Source organism: Mucilaginibacter metallidurans (assembly GCF_003286435.2).
GTDB lineage: Bacteria > Bacteroidota > Bacteroidia > Sphingobacteriales > Sphingobacteriaceae > Mucilaginibacter > Mucilaginibacter gossypii.
This window is the reverse complement of record NZ_CP043449.1, coordinates 7,474,291-7,490,416: the sequence shown is the minus strand read 5'-3', so window position 1 is coordinate 7,490,416 and position 16,126 is coordinate 7,474,291. Positions and strand designations below refer to the sequence as shown.

Genomic DNA, 16,126 nt, shown 5'->3' with positions numbered 1-16,126 from the left:
TATGTATCTTCTTTCCACAACCTCCTGCCTCTTACTTCTTGCCGTCTTGACTCTACTATCCTACACTTCCCCTTCCCGCTTCCTCAAAAACCACTCGGTTGATAATAGCAGCAGGATCAACCCAAACAGCCATTTTAGATCTATCAAATCGCTGTAATGCTTATCTTCATAAACCACCGTTTTGATGTTCTCATTTTTGCGGATCAGGTCGGCAAGCTGGCTTAGCTGCGATGGTTTGATCATTTGCCCGCCGCTTTGTTTGGCCAGGGTATTAAGCAATGTATGATTAGCAGCGCTTTGGCGGGTTTCGAGGTTAAGCGGTTTTATGGTGAATTGCCCGGTAGCTTTAAACTCCTGTTTGCCGTTTTGGGTTGATGCATTGTAGGTGTATTCGCCCATGGGGAGGGTACCCGCATCAAGTTGATAGCTTTGCCCGGTACGTGTAAACAGGAAGCTATAGTTTTTTCCGGCAGTGCTTTTCAGCTCTATCTTTACATCAGGGACGTTAATCAACTCAAGGGCTTCATTATACAACTCGGCATTAAGGATCACGTTTTCCCCTTCATCAAATACATTACGGGCCGGATAAACACGAAAACGCTGACGGTTTGCGTTGGCAGTTAAATATTGTACCGTTTGGCTCAGCAGCTCATCGATAGCGTTGCGGTTACCATAGTTTTGATATTCGGCCAGTTGCCAGCGCCACAGACCTTCACCGGTTAATACGGCGATACGCCGGCCGGCCTCATCGCCAAAGGCCAGTAAAGGATAGATAGTAGCTACAGTCCCAATTTTTTGTTTCAATAAAACTGAAGCACCTGCAGCGGTTCCATAACTGCCGAACGGCGCTATTAATGGCGGAAGGGCGGTAATCTTTTTTCGCGCTGAATCGGAGAGGGTGAAAGCCGTAAAATCATTAGTTGGCAGGGGCATCACTTCCTGCGTTTCAGCACGGCCTGCGCTTATGCGTACCGTGCTTTGCTCATTGTTAACGGCCTGCAGGTTACTTTGTGAACCAACGATATACCAAACCGGCGTTTTGCTCTTAGCAATAAAGCTTTTTACCGGCGGGTATTCGCCTGCCGAAAGCTGGTACAGGATCACCAGGCTATAATCTGCCGGTTTAATGCTTGCAGCATCAGCAAGTGAACTTGCCTTTACCTCAAAGTTCTTATTGGTTTCGATAGCCTGCTTAATCACCGTTAAATCGGGATGCGGACCGTTGTATAACAGCAGCACCTTTTGCCGGGCATCAAGCACTTCCACATAAATAGTTTCGGTATTGTTTTGGATGGACAGCTCGTTCTTAACAGGAGCAATGCTGATAGTATATTTTCTGATGCCTTTTTTAGCAGCGTTCAGTTTTATGGGTACGATCTTTTTAAAATCGTTTGCGGTTACCGCAATGCTTTGGGCATACACCTGTTTACCATCTTCACTAACCGACAGGTTCATACTTTCGCCCTTGCTTTGGTAGGCGGTGGCAAGCACTTCTATCACAAAATCATTTCCTAAAAAGGCCGTTTTGTTATAGTTTACATTGCCGATAAGCAGATCGCGCTTAGCCGTAGTATCGCCAAGGGCTATGGTGTAAATACTGGTTTTGATATTCCTGGCCTCATATTGCGGATCATTACCCTGGTTATATAAACCGTCAGTTGCCAATATCAGCGCACCGATGTTTTGATTAGTGAACCTGTCGTTAAGTTGGTGCAACGCACCTGCTATATCGGTTTGCTTACCATTAAATTTTTTTGAAAGACCGGGATGCAGGGCTTTGTCAAAATTAACTTCCTGCACATCATACTTGTCGCCAAGTTCCTGTTTTAGTTTAGCCAGACCATCAACAAAAGCAGATGAATTAAAGCCTGCAGGTTTAAAAGCATTCACGGACGACGAATTATCCTGCGCTATAAGCACTAAAGGCTTTTGCGGCTCGTATTTAACCGTTTTCACCAGGGGAGATATGAGCAGCACCGTTATAAAAAACACGGTTACCGCCCGGATAGCGGCAAGCACATAGCGTAAGTTTTTACTTAGGTCAACCGGCTTGCGGTACATGAGCCAGGCATATGCCAAACCAAGCAATAAGCCGGCAGGCAACCACCATCCCGAAACAGAACCCCATGTAAGTGAAAACATTTGTAGCTATAGTATCGTCAGGGCGCAGATCATCCGGCCCAATAAACATTACCTGCAAAATGCGAAATTATTGTGAAAGGAGGGGAATAAGTTTTAAACCTCACCCAACCCTCTCCAAAGGAGAGGGCTTAAAAGCTTTTTCAAGTCTCCCCTTTTGGAGGAGATTTAGAGGGGGTGCATTCTTACAACATACCACCATCAACAGGGATAACCTGTCCGGTGATGTAAGCGGCCATATCCGACGCAAGGAATACACAGGCATTAGCTACGTCCTCAGTTTCACCCGCGCGTTTAAGCGGAATACCTGCTGCCCAGCCTTCAACAACTTTAGGGTCGAGCACTTCGGTCATTTCGGTGCGGATAAAGCCCGGGGCAACCACGTTGGTACGGATGTTACGTGAACCCAGTTCTTTAGCTACTGATTTAGAGAAACCAATGATACCCGCTTTTGAGGCAGCATAGTTGGCCTGGCCGGCATTGCCCTGCACACCAACAACCGAGCTCATGTTAATGAATACACCTTTACGGTTTTTCATCATGATTTTTGAGGCAGCCTTGGTAACATTAAATATCGATTTCAGGTTAACGTCAAGCACTTCGTCCCAGTTTTCTTCGGTCATGCGCATCAGCAAACCGTCTTTAGTGATACCGGCATTGTTGACAACAATATCAAGCGTACCGAAATCAGCAACAATATCAGTAATCAGTTTATCAGCCTCGTCAAATTTGGAAGCATCAGAACGGTAACCTTTTACTTTAGTGCCAAAACTTTGCAGCTCCTGCTCAAGGGCCTGGCCTTTTTCAACAGACGACAAATAAGTGAAAGCTACGTTAGCGCCATGCTCGGCAAATTTTTCGGCAATCTTGCGGCCTATTCCTTTTGACGCGCCGGTAACCAACGCGGTTTTTCCTTCTAATAATTTCATAATTACAGTATATGATTTCAGGGCGGTGAAGTTAGGAGTTTTTTGTTTCTGTTCAAATGAGTTCATAGTTGATGGTTCATAGATCATAGTAAAAAATGCCCTAAGCAAAAAACCATGAACCATGATCTATCAACTATGAATTAAAACCATGAACCCAAAAAATCATTTCAAATACTCCGCCGGTATCGGGTTATCCTTACGCTCGCCATCATAAAACCAGGCGAGGATCCAGAAGCGAGTGCCGTCGTTAAACAATTCGATGCTGTTGATGCCGCGTTCGGTTACCGGCCCGTCGGCTGTATTACGCGATTCGTAGGTGCTCCATACGTGGTAAATACTGCCAAATTTTTCAACGCGGCGGGCTATCTCCCGCTCATCAAAACCATTTTTTGACAATGATGGGTCGGCCAGTTTGTGGTATTCCTTCAGCGTCATATAGCTAAACTGCTGTTTGCCTTGCTTATCGGTATAGCCTGCACCAACATGGGCATTGGCAATATGCAGCAGGCTGTCGCGCTCATAGCTTACCTTTTCGCCTTTCTTAACAGTAACTACGCCATAATAGGCTTTCATGATACCGTCAAGCGTACTTACATTATCTCCGTATTTGGTAATAACCTGCGAGTGCGCAGGAAAAGTGATAGCAATGGTAATTATAGCGATAAGCAGAGGCAGGATATTCTTTTTCATGATAATTCAGGGTTTATTAACAGTCAGATTTTGATTGAATTAACGAAAAATATCCCGGATAATATAGGCCAGAATAACTGAAAGTTTTAAAATAAAAATGTCATTTCGACGGAGCGGTAGAGATCAGTGCGTCGGGGCGAAAGAGAAATCTTATACGCCTAAACCAGCTTTAAGCATAGCGTAGAAGATTTCTCCTCGCAGCCACCGCTTATGTCCTTTATGCTCGTCGAAATGACATTTTTCTATAAGAAGTTTAACTTAAAAAGTAGTATTCAGCGACACTCCATAGGTCCGCGGGTTGCCTAAGTGTGTCGCGCCGAAATCATAGGCATAATCAATGTATTTTTTGTTGGCGATATTGCTTTCCCAAAAGAACAGCCCAAACCTTTTGGTGCTTACACCTACCCTCGCGTTGAACTTGTTATAGCCTTTTTGTTCTATCTGGTTTGCCAGGTCGAAATATTGATCGCCAAGATAGCGCCACTCGCCACGGGCAATCAGTTTAGTTTTCAGCAGACCGCCCAAATCATAGCCATATTGCAGGGCCAGCATGCTGGTGATGTTAGGCGTATAAATTTGCTTGTTGCCTTTTAAATTCACTTCTTCACCATTGCTGCCAACTACTAAAGTAGTATAACGGGCGTGAGTATAACCGAAATTGTAATCAAACTCCAGGCCTTTAATTGGGGTTGCGGTAATTTCGGCTTCAATACCTTTGCTGCTTAATTTACCCGCATTTTTGGTAACGGTGATGGCATCAGGCAATACCAGTGTTGGTACCTGGCATCGGTAACGCGGGTATAAAACGCGGTTACATTTACACGCAGGCGGTTATCTAAAAAGTCGTTTTTTGATCCTACTTCAAAATTATTACTGTACTCGGGCTTGAAGGAGTAAAGCGGCGGAGACGAAGGATCAGAACCCAACTCGGTAATGCCCCCGCGCGAAAACCGCGGCTGTAAGTAGCAAACAGGTTATTATGTGCTGATACATGATAAGCCAGGCTAACCTTAGGCGTAAATGCTTTATAGTGCGCCGTTGATGAAGTATCCGAGCGGGTAACAACCGACTCGCCGCCCTTTGGCAGGAACTCGCCCATTACGTTTTCCTTTTTATGCTCGTAGTCATAACGCAAACCAGCTGTGATATCAAACTGCTCATTCACGGCATAAGTAGCCTGTCCGTAAACAGCTATGCCATAGTTTCGGTCGGTATTGGTATTGATACTGGTAAAATCAGTCACCGGTGAGCCAACAGCGCCGGCATCGTCACCAAAGTAAGTACCCTGCCTGTTTGGCGCATAGTGATAAAAGCCATAAGTACCGGCTGCCCATTTCAATTTTGAGGTTGATGATGCCGGCGAAGTAAAGCGGAACTCCTGGATGGTGGTTTTTACCTTGTTCCATTTGCCGCCATAATTATTTATGATAGATACGGCGTCGATAGGAGAAAAATCGCCATCGATAGGTGTGGTATAATAACGGTTGTTTACCTGGTAGGATGTTTGCGAAGTGAAATTAAAATCATTGCCGCTGTAGTTGGCCGTTAATGATGACTGGAAAGTATTATCAACCATTTTAGTCGTAGCGTTCTGGTTAACCTCGAAAGGATGACTTAAAGCATCATCAGGCGAACCTGCCAAGGTGAACGCGCCGTTGTTGCGGTTGTTGTAATTTTTTACATTCAGCGTAAAGGCCAGTTTGGAGGTAGCCAAAAACTTCAGGTAGTAGTTACCCAAAAAGTAGTGCTGTTTATCAAAATGGGTATTGTTAAAGGTATTGGTATAAAAACCATTAAAGCCTGAATAAATTCCTGCTACGCCTAAATACAATTTATCTTTTACCAGAGGGGCTTTGATGCCGAGGGTATAACGTTGCTGATTATAATTACCCACATCAACACCTGCAAAACCGCTCAGGGTATTTGATGGCTGCCTGGTTATCACATTGATAACACCGCCGGTAGCATTACGGCCATAAAGCGTTCCCTGCGGGCCACGAAGCACTTCTATCCTATCCACATCCAGTAATTGCGGAATGTAAGTATCCAGTCCGTATTGGTTTACACCATCAACATAGGTTGCAACGGCGGGGTCATATGATGTGGTAACAATTCCGCGGATGCCGGTAACGGTACGGCCATCGCCGGGAGCGCCTGAGTTTAAGTTAGGTACAATGGCAGTAAGATCCTTTAAATCCCAAAGCCTGTAATCCTGGATTTGTTTAGCTGATAGCGTTGAAATGCTGAATGGCACACGTTGTGCCTGCTCTTCGGTTTTTTGCGCTGATACTGTAACCTCATCCAACTGGTTGCTGGCATCATTCAACTGAATTGTTATTGGGCGACTGGTACCGATTATAATTACCGGGATATTTTTAGCCGCATAGCCAATAGCGCTGATATGCAGGGTATATTTCCCGGCAGTTATGCTTTTTAAAATAAATTTCCCGCTTCTGTCGGCACTGGTTTGGTAGTTGGTATTGAGCAAATACACCGTAGCGCCCGCGATAGGCTGGTTCTTTCTATCGGTAACGGTGCCCGAAAAGTCGCCCCTGGTTTGGCTCCGGGCCGAAAATGCAATAACAACAAATAATAAAGTAAATAATTTATGCATAAAACAGGTATAAATGTGTACAGATCACACATTGTAATCGATTGTCAATATTAGCAAATGACAAACAATTAACAGTTACGGACACATAAATATTACTTAATTATGTAAAAAATATATTGTGTAATTGTAGTTACGCTCTCAGGTCCTGCGCGCGGTTATTCAAGTGTAAAATCACGTCTCAACCGCGACTTCTAAAACGGTTGATCATATTATGCCCGGGATAGTTCATCGGGCTTAACTCATGAAAAACATCAAATCATATAAATCAAAAAAGGCCGCATCACAATTTGTGATACAGCCTCTCATATTTTCAAAGCAAAAACCTTTCAGCTTTCGCCTTTATGCTTTAACCTTAAAAAGATTAATAACGGTAATATTCCGGTTTAAACGGACCTTCAACCGTTACGCCGATGTACTCAGCCTGGTCCTGGTCAAGTACTTCCAGCTCAACACCGATTTTTGCAAGGTGCAGGCGGGCTACTTTTTCGTCCAGGTGTTTTGGCAGGGTGTAAACTTTGTTTTCGTAAGCCGCGCCATTTGTCCAAAGCTCTAATTGAGCTAAAGTTTGGTTGGTGAACGAGTTACTCATTACAAAGCTTGGGTGACCGGTAGCGCAACCTAAGTTAACCAAACGGCCTTCGGCTAACACAATAACGTCTTTACCTTCAATGGTATATTTATCAACCTGTGGTTTAATTTCCACTTTGGTATTGCCATAAACACCGTTTAACCAGGCCATGTCAATCTCGTTATCAAAGTGACCGATGTTACAAACGATTGCTTTATCTTTCAACGCGCGGAAGTGCTGCTCGCGAACAATGTTCTTGTTGCCTGTAGCAGTAACCACGATATCAGCTTCAGTGATAGCAGTGCTTAGTTTTTTAACTTCAAAACCTTCCATTGCAGCCTGTAAAGCACAGATCGGGTCGATCTCGGTAACAATAACACGTACGCCGGAATTGCGTAAAGAATCGGCCGAACCTTTACCAACATCGCCATAACCGCAAACAACGGCCACTTTACCGGCCATCATCACGTCGGTAGCGCGACGGATAGCGTCAACCAATGATTCGCGGCAACCGTATTTGTTATCAAATTTTGATTTGGTAACCGAATCGTTAACGTTAATAGCAGGCATTGGCAGGGTTCCTGCTTTCATGCGCTCATATAAACGGTGTACGCCGGTGGTAGTTTCTTCTGATAAGCCTTTGATAGCAGCAACCAGCTCAGGGTATTTATCCAATACCATGTTGGTTAAATCACCGCCATCATCAAGGATCATGTTAAGCGGCTGGCGGTCTTCGCCAAAAAATAAAGTTTGTTCAATGCACCAGTCAAATTCTTCGGCATTCATGCCTTTCCAGGCGTAAACAGAAATACCGGCGGCAGCAATAGCAGCAGCGGCATGATCCTGGGTTGAGAATATATTACATGACGACCAGGTAACTTCGGCACCAAGGGCAATCAGGGTTTCAATTAAAACAGCGGTTTGGATGGTCATGTGCAAACAACCGGCAATCCTTGCGCCTTTAAGCGGCTGGCTTGGGCCGTACTCTTTACGTAAAGCCATTAAGCCGGGCATCTCAGCCTCAGCCAGTTCAATTTCCTTCCGGCCCCACTCTGCCAGCGACAGATCTTTTACTTTGTATTTAACGAATGCAGTTTCTACTGATGACATATCGATTTTATTTTGAGAGTGCAAAGTTAACTGATATCCTTGTGAAAATGAAATGTTTGGTTTTCATTGACAAGAACGGGCAATTGTGCTATTTAGCAGCAAGAACTTAAAAAAGCTATCTATGCCTGTAACTGCTTTTGCACCTCTCCCTGCTGCATGGTCAGGTTACCATTATAAACCCCGCCATTTTCAACGGCCAGGTTCTGTGTTTTGATGTCGCCGGTTATGCGGCCTGTAGCTTTTATTTCAAGCGAGGAGGTATTAATATCGCCCCTTACCGTGCCATAAACAAAGATCTCTTTGGTACTTATATTTCCCTTAACCTCTCCCTTTTCGCCAAGGATCAGGCCCTCATCAACCATTACATCGCCGTTAACAAGTCCGTCGATCCGTGCAAAAGCCGGGGCTTTCAGGTTACCTTCTAATACACTGCCTTCGCTAATGAGGGTCGAGATTGCCTGTAAATCAAGCGCAACTTTATCTTTTTTAGAAAAAATAGCCATGTTTTTAAAGTCTTAACTTCTAAGTCCGAAGTCGATAGTTCTAAATCTGCATCATAATAATCCATGGTCAACTTCCGACTCAGGACTTAAGACTTCCGACTTAACAAACTTCCTACTTAGAACTTATTTATTCAGGGTTAAAAAATTTACCGGGTTAATCGGCTTCCCATTTTTACGTACTTCATAATGCAGGTGTGCACCCGTTGAGTGCCCGGTTGAACCTACCTTGCCTATGTTATCACCAACGGTAACCTGCTGCCCTACCTTCACTTCAATTTTTGAAAGATGTCCGTACAAGGTCTCCAGGTTGTTAATATGCTGAATCCTGACACATTTACCATAACCACCGGCCCATCCTGCAAAAACAACTTTGCCGCTGGCTGTGCATTTTACAGCATCGCCGCGGTTACCTTTAAAATCAATACCAGGGTGAAACTCGGCATGCTCCGAATCAAAAGGGTCGCTCCTGTAACCAAAAAATGAAGTAAACGAGCTGATCCTCGGATAGCCCATCGGGGTAAACGCAATAGTGCTTGTTAAACGCTTGAGGTAATCGTCATACAGGCTGTAAGCTTCAGTATCGGGTAGTTTTACCCCTTCCCTGTTGCCATCGCCCCCGGTACCTTTTACAGTGAAACCTTTAAGGCCGCGCCTTTTTAAATACTCATTTATAGTTTTAAGTTTACCCTCGATAGATTGAATGTACGACTGGGCAGTACCCTGCGTATTTACCTCTGCTTTAACAACCGGCATGGTGCCTTTAAGTTTAGCTATCTGCGCCTGTAACTGCTGGTTTTCGGCCTCCTGTACAGTGCTTTTATGATGCAGGTAAAACACCAAACCACCAAGTACGGCAACAATAGCAGCTATGCTCCACGCGTAGTGTTTAAGCCTGTTAAGGTGCTTGGTTTTTACTTGTAATGATTTTGTATGCTGTTGATTTTTGTTGATGATAACAACAGTGCTAATATCAGGTGTTTTAAGTTTCATCAAATTCAAAATAAATTAGGGATACGCAAGTTAAAAATTACTGTTAATAAAACAATATTAAATGTATGTAAACAGGTTATCAATGAAATAGCCTTCTACGTTAATCGTCAACCAATTGTTATTATTGAGTTTTTATAAACGTAAACCAAGTATCATTTCTTATTTTTGTAACACTGATTTTATTGTAAAGCAAAAAAAAATGATGTATCCGGAATATTTAGTAGCCCCGATGCGGGAAGATCTGACCAGGGTTGGTTTTGAAGAATTAAAAGATGCCGATGCTGTAAAAAACGCTATTGAAAGCGAAGGTACAGTATTTGTAATGGTTAACTCGGTATGTGGCTGTGCTGCGGCAAACGCACGCCCAGCTGCTAAAATTGCCGCCGCAAACGGCAAACATCCAGATAAACTGGTAACCGTTTTTGCAGGCATGGAAAAAGAAGCTGTTGATACCGCGCGTAACTATATGTTGCCTTACCCGCCATCGTCACCTGCCATGGCGCTGTTTAAAGATGGCAAGCTGGTGCATATAATTGAGCGCTACCAGATAGAAGGCCGCCCGGCACAAATGATTGCCGATAACCTGATTGATGCGTTTGAACAATACTGCTAATTGAGCTGAAAGCCGAAGGCTTAAAGCAGAAAGCTAAAAAACATAAAAGAGCTGAGGGAAAATCCTTCAGCTCTTTTGTTTTGTTATTCAAAATCCGAAATCAAAAATTAGATAACCGAAATCAAATCGATGTCGTTCTGCTTTATTTATCGTCGTCGTTTTTGTCCTCATCATCTTCATCATCGTCAAAATCATCGAAGCTGCCCATGTCTTCGTCATCCTCATTAAATTCGCCAAAAAAGCGGTCTTCATCAAACATCAGTTCTTCCATCTTTTCTTGTTCGGGCGTACTGGTGTCAAAGCGGATGGCCCAATTGTCGGGGATATCATAGCTTTTATCAAATCCCCTGATCCATTCTACAAAAACCAGGCGAAACTCCTCTACCTTTTCCCTCATCAACTGTACATAGTCCTCTTCATTAATTTTCACCATTGATGCAAAAGATACGGCATTAAACATATCCTGTACCGCAAGTTTAATGAGCACAGCATTTTGCATCCGCAGCGAATACAGGCTACCACCTTCGGCGCCGGCAATTTTTGCCTGGATCAGAGCGGCATTACTGCACATCTGTATGGCCAGATGTTCTTTCATGCTATCTTCCTTTAATGATTCGGCAATTACATCCGCCAGGTCAAATAATTCCTGCGATTTTTGGTATACCGGGAGCTTTTCAAACTTTTCGAGTCTACGGCCATGGGGTAAATTTACTACTTATAACACAAGTAGCCTCATATATAGTATTAAAGGCTTATTAAAAAAACTATCTTTGCCGCATGAACATCCTGATTCTTGGTTCGGGCGGAAGGGAAAGTGCCTTCGCCTGGAAAGTAGCCCAAAGCGCTCATTGCGACAAACTTTTTATTGCTCCCGGCAATGCCGGCACCACCCAATACGGTACAAACGTAAATATTAAAGTTACCGACTTTGAAGGCATTAAAGCGCTGGTTTTAAAAGAGGATATCAACCTGGTATTGGTTGGCCCCGAAGAACCCCTGGTAAAAGGCGTTCATGATTTTTTCCTGGCCGATGAACAATTGAAAAACATCCCGGTTGTTGGCCCGCAGCAAGAAGGCGCACAGCTGGAAGGCAGTAAAGATTTTTCCAAGCAGTTTATGGAGAGACATAACATCCCTACTGCTGCTTACAGAACGTTCACCAAAGATACCCTGCAGGATGGCCTAACCTATTTAGCTACTGCCGGTTTACCGGTGGTATTGAAAGCCGACGGACTTGCAGCCGGCAAGGGCGTACTGATCTGCCTTAGTTTAGAGGAAGCACAAACCGAGCTTACTGCCATGCTGGCTGATGCCAAATTTGGCGAAGCAAGCTCACGCGTGGTTGTTGAACAATTTTTAACAGGCATTGAACTATCAGTTTTTGTGATGACCGATGGCAACAGCTATAAAATTTTACCCGAGGCTAAAGATTATAAACGTATTGGCGAAGGTGACACTGGCTTAAATACCGGTGGTATGGGCTCTATCTCTCCCGTTCCGTTTGCCGACGCTGCTTACATGAAAAAGGTAGAGGAGCGCGTGATCATCCCTACCATTGAAGGTTTGAAGAAAGATGGCATCCTTTATAAAGGCTTCATTTTTATTGGCCTGATGAACAGCAATGGTGAACCCTGGGTTATTGAATACAACTGCCGTATGGGCGACCCAGAAACGGAAAGTGTGATGCGCCGTATCGATTCGGACTTTGTTGATTTGCTGTTAGGTGTTGCCGAAGGGAACCTGAACGAAAAAGAGATCATCATTAGCCCTAAAACAGCTGCCACCGTAGTAATGGTTGCAGGCGGTTATCCCGGCGAATACCTGAAAAACAAGGTGATCACAGGTACCGAAAACGTGCGCGACTCGATCGTGTTCCACGCAGGTACTTCAATGGATGGCAATGATGTAATAACCACGGGCGGCCGTGTATTAGCTATTACCACCGTACAGGATGATATGTTCAGCGCCCTGCAACAGGCTACTGCCGATGCAAGCCGGATTTATTATGATGGCATGTACTTTAGGAAAGATATTGGCTTTGACCTTCTTTAAGAGGCCATTGGGGCATTAAGTCATTGAGTCATTTTTGCCTTGCTTCTCGTTCCCTCAGGATCCTCTGCGAGAGACCCTGAGGGGCAAAAGTTTCTGAACCGTGATTTTTAGGATTTAGGGACTTCCCGGATAAATGGTGGGTAATCTAAAAGAATGTCCCTGAAATCCCTCTGGGAGAGATTTCAGGGGACGTTAAAAATCCTTGAATCCGACAAGTCGGTTTAATCCCGGTTCAGACAATTATTCCTGCACCGCATCAATCCAGTTGCCATCACCTTTAATGATATTAATGAGCTCATCAAGCGCATTGGCCGAACTGATGTTTTTCTTTACCGCTTCTTTACCACGGTAAAGGGTAATTTTATCGGTACCAGAGCCTACGTAACCGTAATCGGCATCAGCCATTTCACCGGGGCCATTTACAATACAGCCCATAATGCCAATCTTTAACCCTTTAAGGTGACTGGTACGACTGCGGATCATTTGGGTAGTAACCATCAGATCGAACAGGGTACGCCCACAGCTTGGGCAGGAGATATATTCCGTTTTAGAAATCCTTGACCGGGTAGCCTGCAAAATACCAAAAGAAGTAGAAGTAATTACACTTGTAGGTAATTCAGGTGCATCTATCCAGATACCATCGCCAAAACCATCAACTAATAAAGCGCCAAGATCGGTTGATGCGTATAACTGTAATTTAGATGTGAGATCAGCCTCACTTTCGGACTTCCCGACTTCCGCACTTTCGGACTCAAACAAATAGCTTCTCTTTACAATCACCGGTACATCCAAACCCAGTTCTTCCATTTTGAAGAAGAAAGAACGCTGTTCGGCCATGCCATGTAGCGCATCTGTTTCCAGTACCAATACCAGCGATTTATCCAGTTGAATTGAGCCGAAATCTTCCGAATCAATATCAGCGGGTTTTAAATGTACCAGGTTCAGTTTTGATGAACGGTCTACATCCGCAATGTATTCCTGCAATGTGAATACGGGATGACAATTTGTTTTATCAGCCAGTTTAAGCCATGTGTTATAATTATATAACTGCTTTAAATTGCCCGGTAAAGTAAATGAAGGTAATTCATTAGCCAGGTAAACAAAATCAACCGATTGCTCGGCCATGTTGTATTTATCCAGCAGCGGCGAATACAGGTATCCCGCTTCATTCAGCACAGCCGGATCTTTCAGGTTCTTTTTAGATAAATCAACAACAACCCTCGGCACTAAATGCCCACCGATAAATGCGTTAGCCTCGTAGGTTTCGCGTTTTTTGTATTCGTAGGGGCTGTGCGAAGCCGAAGGCTGAAGGCTGAAAGCTGAAAGCTCCTGCTCTTTGGCTTTCTGCTTTTCGCTTTTTGCTTTCCGCTCAGTGTAACGGCGAACCAGTTCAATAGCGACAGGTGCTTCAGCTTCGGGCTCTTCGGTAAGGGATACGCGTACGGTATCACCAAGGCCGTCTTCCAACAAGGTACCAATGCCCACGGCAGATTTGATGCGACCGTCTTCACCATCGCCGGCCTCGGTTACACCTAAGTGCAACGGATAGTTCATACCCTCGGCAACCATGGTTTCAACCAACAAACGGTAGGCCTGAACCATTACCTGTGGATTGCTCGATTTCATGGAGATCACGAGGTTATAAAAATTGAGCTGCTCGCACATCCGCATAAATTCCATGGCCGATTCAACCATGCCCTGCGGGGTATCACCATAACGGCTCATGATCCTGTCGCTCAGTGAACCATGGTTGGTGCCTATGCGCATAGCGGTGCCATACTCTTTACAAACTTTTACAAGTGGCGTAAATTTCTGAAAGATGCGTTCAAGTTCGCCCTGGTATTCCAGGTCGGTGTAATCAATCTGATCGAATTTCTTCTTATCGGCGTAGTTGCCGGGGTTCACGCGCACTTTTTCAACTATACGCGCAGCTACCTCAGCTGCATTGGGGGTAAAGTGAATATCAGCAACCAAAGGCACCGTGTAGCCACGGGCGCGAAGCTGCTTTTTAATTTCGGCCAGGTTTTGGGCCTCTTTGATGCTGGGGGCCGTGATACGCACATATTCGCAACCGGCATCAACCATGCGGATGGATTGCTCAACCGTACCAATGGTATCCATGGTATCGGTAGTGGTCATGCTTTGGATCCGGATTGGATTATTCCCGCCCATAGGCACGTCGCCAATATTAACCTCGCGGGTAATAAAGCGTGAATATTCGGTTAACGAGTTACAATAACGGCCGGGCAGCACTTTAACAGCATCAGTATTCATCAATGATGGAAATTAATATGATGCAAATTTAGTGAATATGTTGGGATTAGGCTATCTGCGCGTGAATGATAAATTATTGTGACATCAACCCGTCATCAAATGAGAAATTATATACTTTCGCTAAAGAAAACCTTTATCTCTTCACATGAGAAACTATATTTCACTTGCCATACTTTGTTTGATTTTTTCGTGCAAGAGCAATACCAAACAATCGTATAAAGACAGCTCTTCGATAGCCGCTAACACCGAAAACTCTGATTTACTTATTAAAAAATTCACGCCGCTACTACAAGGCACCTGGGTAAACAAAATCTATATTGATAAAGTGGCAAAAACAAAATCGCCATTGGCTGCGGTGAACGAAGCCGAAGGTATGTCATCTTTTAGCATCAACACCTCAGAGATGAAAGAAGATAGTATTATTGTACCTGTTGGCTGGGATAATCACGACGGAAGCAACCTTACATTATCATTTAAAAGTGGTAAACGGCCATCTTCATTAATATTTGGAGCGGGCGAACTCAGTGTCGCTGTGAATCATGGTGATACTATTGTCAATGTTTATTATCCTTATGATAAAGGCCAGGTAAAAGCCACTCAATTTATCAGGGCAAATTCCAAAAAGACAATGCAAGTTGCAGAAGGGATGTACCGCTTAATCAATAAAGTACTTATTGCCGGATCCTATAACTTACAAAATACCACGGCAAATTCAGTAGTAATGTTTGGTATCGATGGAAAAGTAAAAGGATTTGAAAACTTTAAAAATTATGCGATTAACATCGATCTTAATTCAGACGTAATGGACAATCTTGATGAGATTCGGTTTAATAATGATGCCCGACATCACAAATCATATTCTTTTAAGTTCGATGCCGATACGCTGAAGCTTTATGATACCAAACCAAATGCTGATTCATCGCTACTGATTTTAGATAAGTTGAGGCATAAATTGGTGAGGCAAAAGTAATGCCTTCACTCACACCAACCTATCCTTAATTACCAGTGTCCCCGCTATCATATCATGTAAACATTGCTGCTGTTTATTAAAAAAAGCCATCAGGTAGCCGATAAAAAAGGTTAATACCGAAAATATTTTGGCCAGGTTACGGCCGATAGCTTTGCCAACAGTGATCCGGTTGCCATCCATATCAACTACTTTTATCTTAAGCATTTGCTTACCATAGGTTGCCTGCTTACCAGAGCTTTCCATTACCACATGATAAATAAATTTACCTATGGGCGTAAAAGCGACAATACCAATAGAAGTATATATCCGCGCCTGCTTATCTGTAATAAACAGGAACACCGCCATTGCTGCCAGTAAAACAAATATGCCAAACACTATAAACCAATCCAGTGCCGAGGCCAGCCAGCGCTGGTCAAAACTGCCGTAGTATTGCATCAGTAATTTAGGCCGAGCGAAGCCAAATAGCTCCCGTAGCTCGGCTATTTCCTGGGCTTCTTTATAATCTACCATGTCATCCGTTTTAACAAAATCACCGGGTTTAATGCCTCGGCTTTTTAGTTCGGGAATAGTGAAGGGGCCTTCCGGTTTACCGTTGATGACTAATATGTAGGATTGGGACATGGAATGGTCGATTACATAACCATGTCATTGCGAGGAGGCACGACGAAGCAATC

The 16,126-nt window shown here is 44.0% G+C and carries 15 protein-coding genes; 3 read left to right on the top strand and 12 right to left on the bottom strand.

The annotated features are described in order from the left end of the window. Positions 1–60: 60 nt before the first annotated feature. From DIU38_RS32515 to DIU38_RS32475, 9 genes are all read right to left on the bottom strand, one after another. Positions 61–2,142, bottom strand: a complete 2,082-nt coding sequence (locus DIU38_RS32515) for a vWA domain-containing protein (protein ID WP_146750338.1) — start codon at positions 2,140–2,142, stop codon at positions 61–63. A 182-nt stretch (positions 2,143–2,324) separates the two neighbouring features. Continuing rightward, entirely contained in the window at positions 2,325–3,068 is a 744-nt protein-coding gene (gene fabG, locus DIU38_RS32510) for a 3-oxoacyl-[acyl-carrier-protein] reductase (RefSeq protein ID WP_090529006.1), read from the bottom strand. A gap of 162 nt (positions 3,069–3,230) precedes the next feature. Further along, positions 3,231–3,758, bottom strand: a complete 528-nt coding sequence (locus DIU38_RS32505; protein ID WP_112657904.1) for a hypothetical protein — start codon at positions 3,756–3,758, stop codon at positions 3,231–3,233. Between the two features lie 258 nt (positions 3,759–4,016). Continuing rightward, entirely contained in the window at positions 4,017–4,523 is a 507-nt protein-coding gene (locus DIU38_RS34585) for a TonB-dependent receptor (RefSeq protein WP_167516335.1), read from the bottom strand. Further along, a complete protein-coding gene (locus DIU38_RS35030) occupies positions 4,481–4,684 on the bottom strand; it encodes a TonB-dependent receptor domain-containing protein (protein ID WP_167516334.1) in 204 nt (67 codons plus the stop codon). Before DIU38_RS35030 ends, DIU38_RS34585 begins: the two co-directional genes overlap by 43 nt. Next, the gene (locus DIU38_RS32490; RefSeq protein WP_149354213.1) at positions 4,615–6,372 is read right to left on the bottom strand and encodes a TonB-dependent receptor; all 1,758 of its coding nucleotides are present in this window, start codon (positions 6,370–6,372) and stop codon (positions 4,615–4,617) included. Before DIU38_RS32490 ends, DIU38_RS35030 begins: the two co-directional genes overlap by 70 nt. Before the next feature lie 361 nt (positions 6,373–6,733). Beyond that, entirely contained in the window at positions 6,734–8,050 is a 1,317-nt protein-coding gene (ahcY, locus tag DIU38_RS32485; RefSeq protein ID WP_091165610.1) for an adenosylhomocysteinase, read from the bottom strand. Between the two features lie 119 nt (positions 8,051–8,169). Then, a complete protein-coding gene (locus tag DIU38_RS32480) occupies positions 8,170–8,553 on the bottom strand; it encodes a bactofilin family protein (RefSeq protein WP_091165603.1) in 384 nt (127 codons plus the stop codon). Positions 8,554–8,676: 123 nt separating this feature from the next. Continuing rightward, positions 8,677–9,543 carry a M23 family metallopeptidase gene (locus tag DIU38_RS32475; protein ID WP_112657900.1) on the bottom strand — a complete coding sequence of 289 codons (867 nt, stop codon included), beginning with the start codon at positions 9,541–9,543 and terminating at the stop codon, positions 8,677–8,679. A 202-nt stretch (positions 9,544–9,745) separates the two neighbouring features. Between DIU38_RS32475 and DIU38_RS32470 the strand changes: the two genes are divergently transcribed. Continuing rightward, the gene (locus DIU38_RS32470) at positions 9,746–10,156 is read left to right on the top strand and encodes a BrxA/BrxB family bacilliredoxin (protein ID WP_112657918.1); all 411 of its coding nucleotides are present in this window, start codon (positions 9,746–9,748) and stop codon (positions 10,154–10,156) included. Positions 10,157–10,298: 142 nt separating this feature from the next. Here DIU38_RS32470 and DIU38_RS32465 read toward each other — a convergent pair whose 3' ends face one another. Beyond that, positions 10,299–10,751 carry a hypothetical protein gene (locus DIU38_RS32465; RefSeq protein WP_149354212.1) on the bottom strand — a complete coding sequence of 151 codons (453 nt, stop codon included), beginning with the start codon at positions 10,749–10,751 and terminating at the stop codon, positions 10,299–10,301. 182 nt (positions 10,752–10,933) lie between these two features. Between DIU38_RS32465 and purD the strand changes: the two genes are divergently transcribed. Then, on the top strand, positions 10,934–12,208 hold the full coding sequence (purD, locus tag DIU38_RS32460; protein ID WP_112657896.1) for a phosphoribosylamine--glycine ligase: 1,275 nt from the start codon (positions 10,934–10,936) through the stop codon (positions 12,206–12,208). A 240-nt stretch (positions 12,209–12,448) separates the two neighbouring features. Here the strand turns inward: purD and ispG are convergent, their stop codons facing one another. After that, complete coding sequence (ispG, locus tag DIU38_RS32455) at positions 12,449–14,482, bottom strand: (E)-4-hydroxy-3-methylbut-2-enyl-diphosphate synthase (protein ID WP_112657894.1); 2,034 nt, start codon at positions 14,480–14,482, stop codon at positions 12,449–12,451. A gap of 145 nt (positions 14,483–14,627) precedes the next feature. On the opposite strand from ispG, the gene DIU38_RS32450 reads away from it, so the two are divergent. Beyond that, entirely contained in the window at positions 14,628–15,452 is an 825-nt protein-coding gene (locus DIU38_RS32450) for a hypothetical protein (RefSeq protein WP_112657892.1), read from the top strand. Positions 15,453–15,461: 9 nt separating this feature from the next. Here the strand turns inward: DIU38_RS32450 and DIU38_RS32445 are convergent, their stop codons facing one another. Continuing rightward, positions 15,462–16,073, bottom strand: a complete 612-nt coding sequence (locus DIU38_RS32445) for an RDD family protein (protein WP_112657890.1) — start codon at positions 16,071–16,073, stop codon at positions 15,462–15,464. Positions 16,074–16,126: the final 53 nt, after the last annotated feature.

What these genes read in the sequence shown, in the direction of transcription:
- DIU38_RS32515 (WP_146750338.1), bottom strand. Translation starts at nt 2,142, where the DNA reads ATGTTTTCACTTACATGGGGTTCTGTTTCGGGATGGTGGTTGCCTGCC.
- fabG (WP_090529006.1), bottom strand. Translation starts at nt 3,068, where the DNA reads ATGAAATTATTAGAAGGAAAAACCGCGTTGGTTACCGGCGCGTCAAAA.
- DIU38_RS32505 (WP_112657904.1), bottom strand. Translation starts at nt 3,758, where the DNA reads ATGAAAAAGAATATCCTGCCTCTGCTTATCGCTATAATTACCATTGCT.
- DIU38_RS32490 (WP_149354213.1), bottom strand. Translation starts at nt 6,372, where the DNA reads ATGCATAAATTATTTACTTTATTATTTGTTGTTATTGCATTTTCGGCC.
- ahcY (WP_091165610.1), bottom strand. Translation starts at nt 8,050, where the DNA reads ATGTCATCAGTAGAAACTGCATTCGTTAAATACAAAGTAAAAGATCTG.
- DIU38_RS32480 (WP_091165603.1), bottom strand. Translation starts at nt 8,553, where the DNA reads ATGGCTATTTTTTCTAAAAAAGATAAAGTTGCGCTTGATTTACAGGCA.
- DIU38_RS32475 (WP_112657900.1), bottom strand. Translation starts at nt 9,543, where the DNA reads ATGAAACTTAAAACACCTGATATTAGCACTGTTGTTATCATCAACAAA.
- DIU38_RS32470 (WP_112657918.1), top strand. Translation starts at nt 9,746, where the DNA reads ATGTATCCGGAATATTTAGTAGCCCCGATGCGGGAAGATCTGACCAGG.
- DIU38_RS32465 (WP_149354212.1), bottom strand. Translation starts at nt 10,751, where the DNA reads ATGAAAGAACATCTGGCCATACAGATGTGCAGTAATGCCGCTCTGATC.
- purD (WP_112657896.1), top strand. Translation starts at nt 10,934, where the DNA reads ATGAACATCCTGATTCTTGGTTCGGGCGGAAGGGAAAGTGCCTTCGCC.
- ispG (WP_112657894.1), bottom strand. Translation starts at nt 14,482, where the DNA reads ATGAATACTGATGCTGTTAAAGTGCTGCCCGGCCGTTATTGTAACTCG.
- DIU38_RS32450 (WP_112657892.1), top strand. Translation starts at nt 14,628, where the DNA reads ATGAGAAACTATATTTCACTTGCCATACTTTGTTTGATTTTTTCGTGC.
- DIU38_RS32445 (WP_112657890.1), bottom strand. Translation starts at nt 16,073, where the DNA reads ATGTCCCAATCCTACATATTAGTCATCAACGGTAAACCGGAAGGCCCC.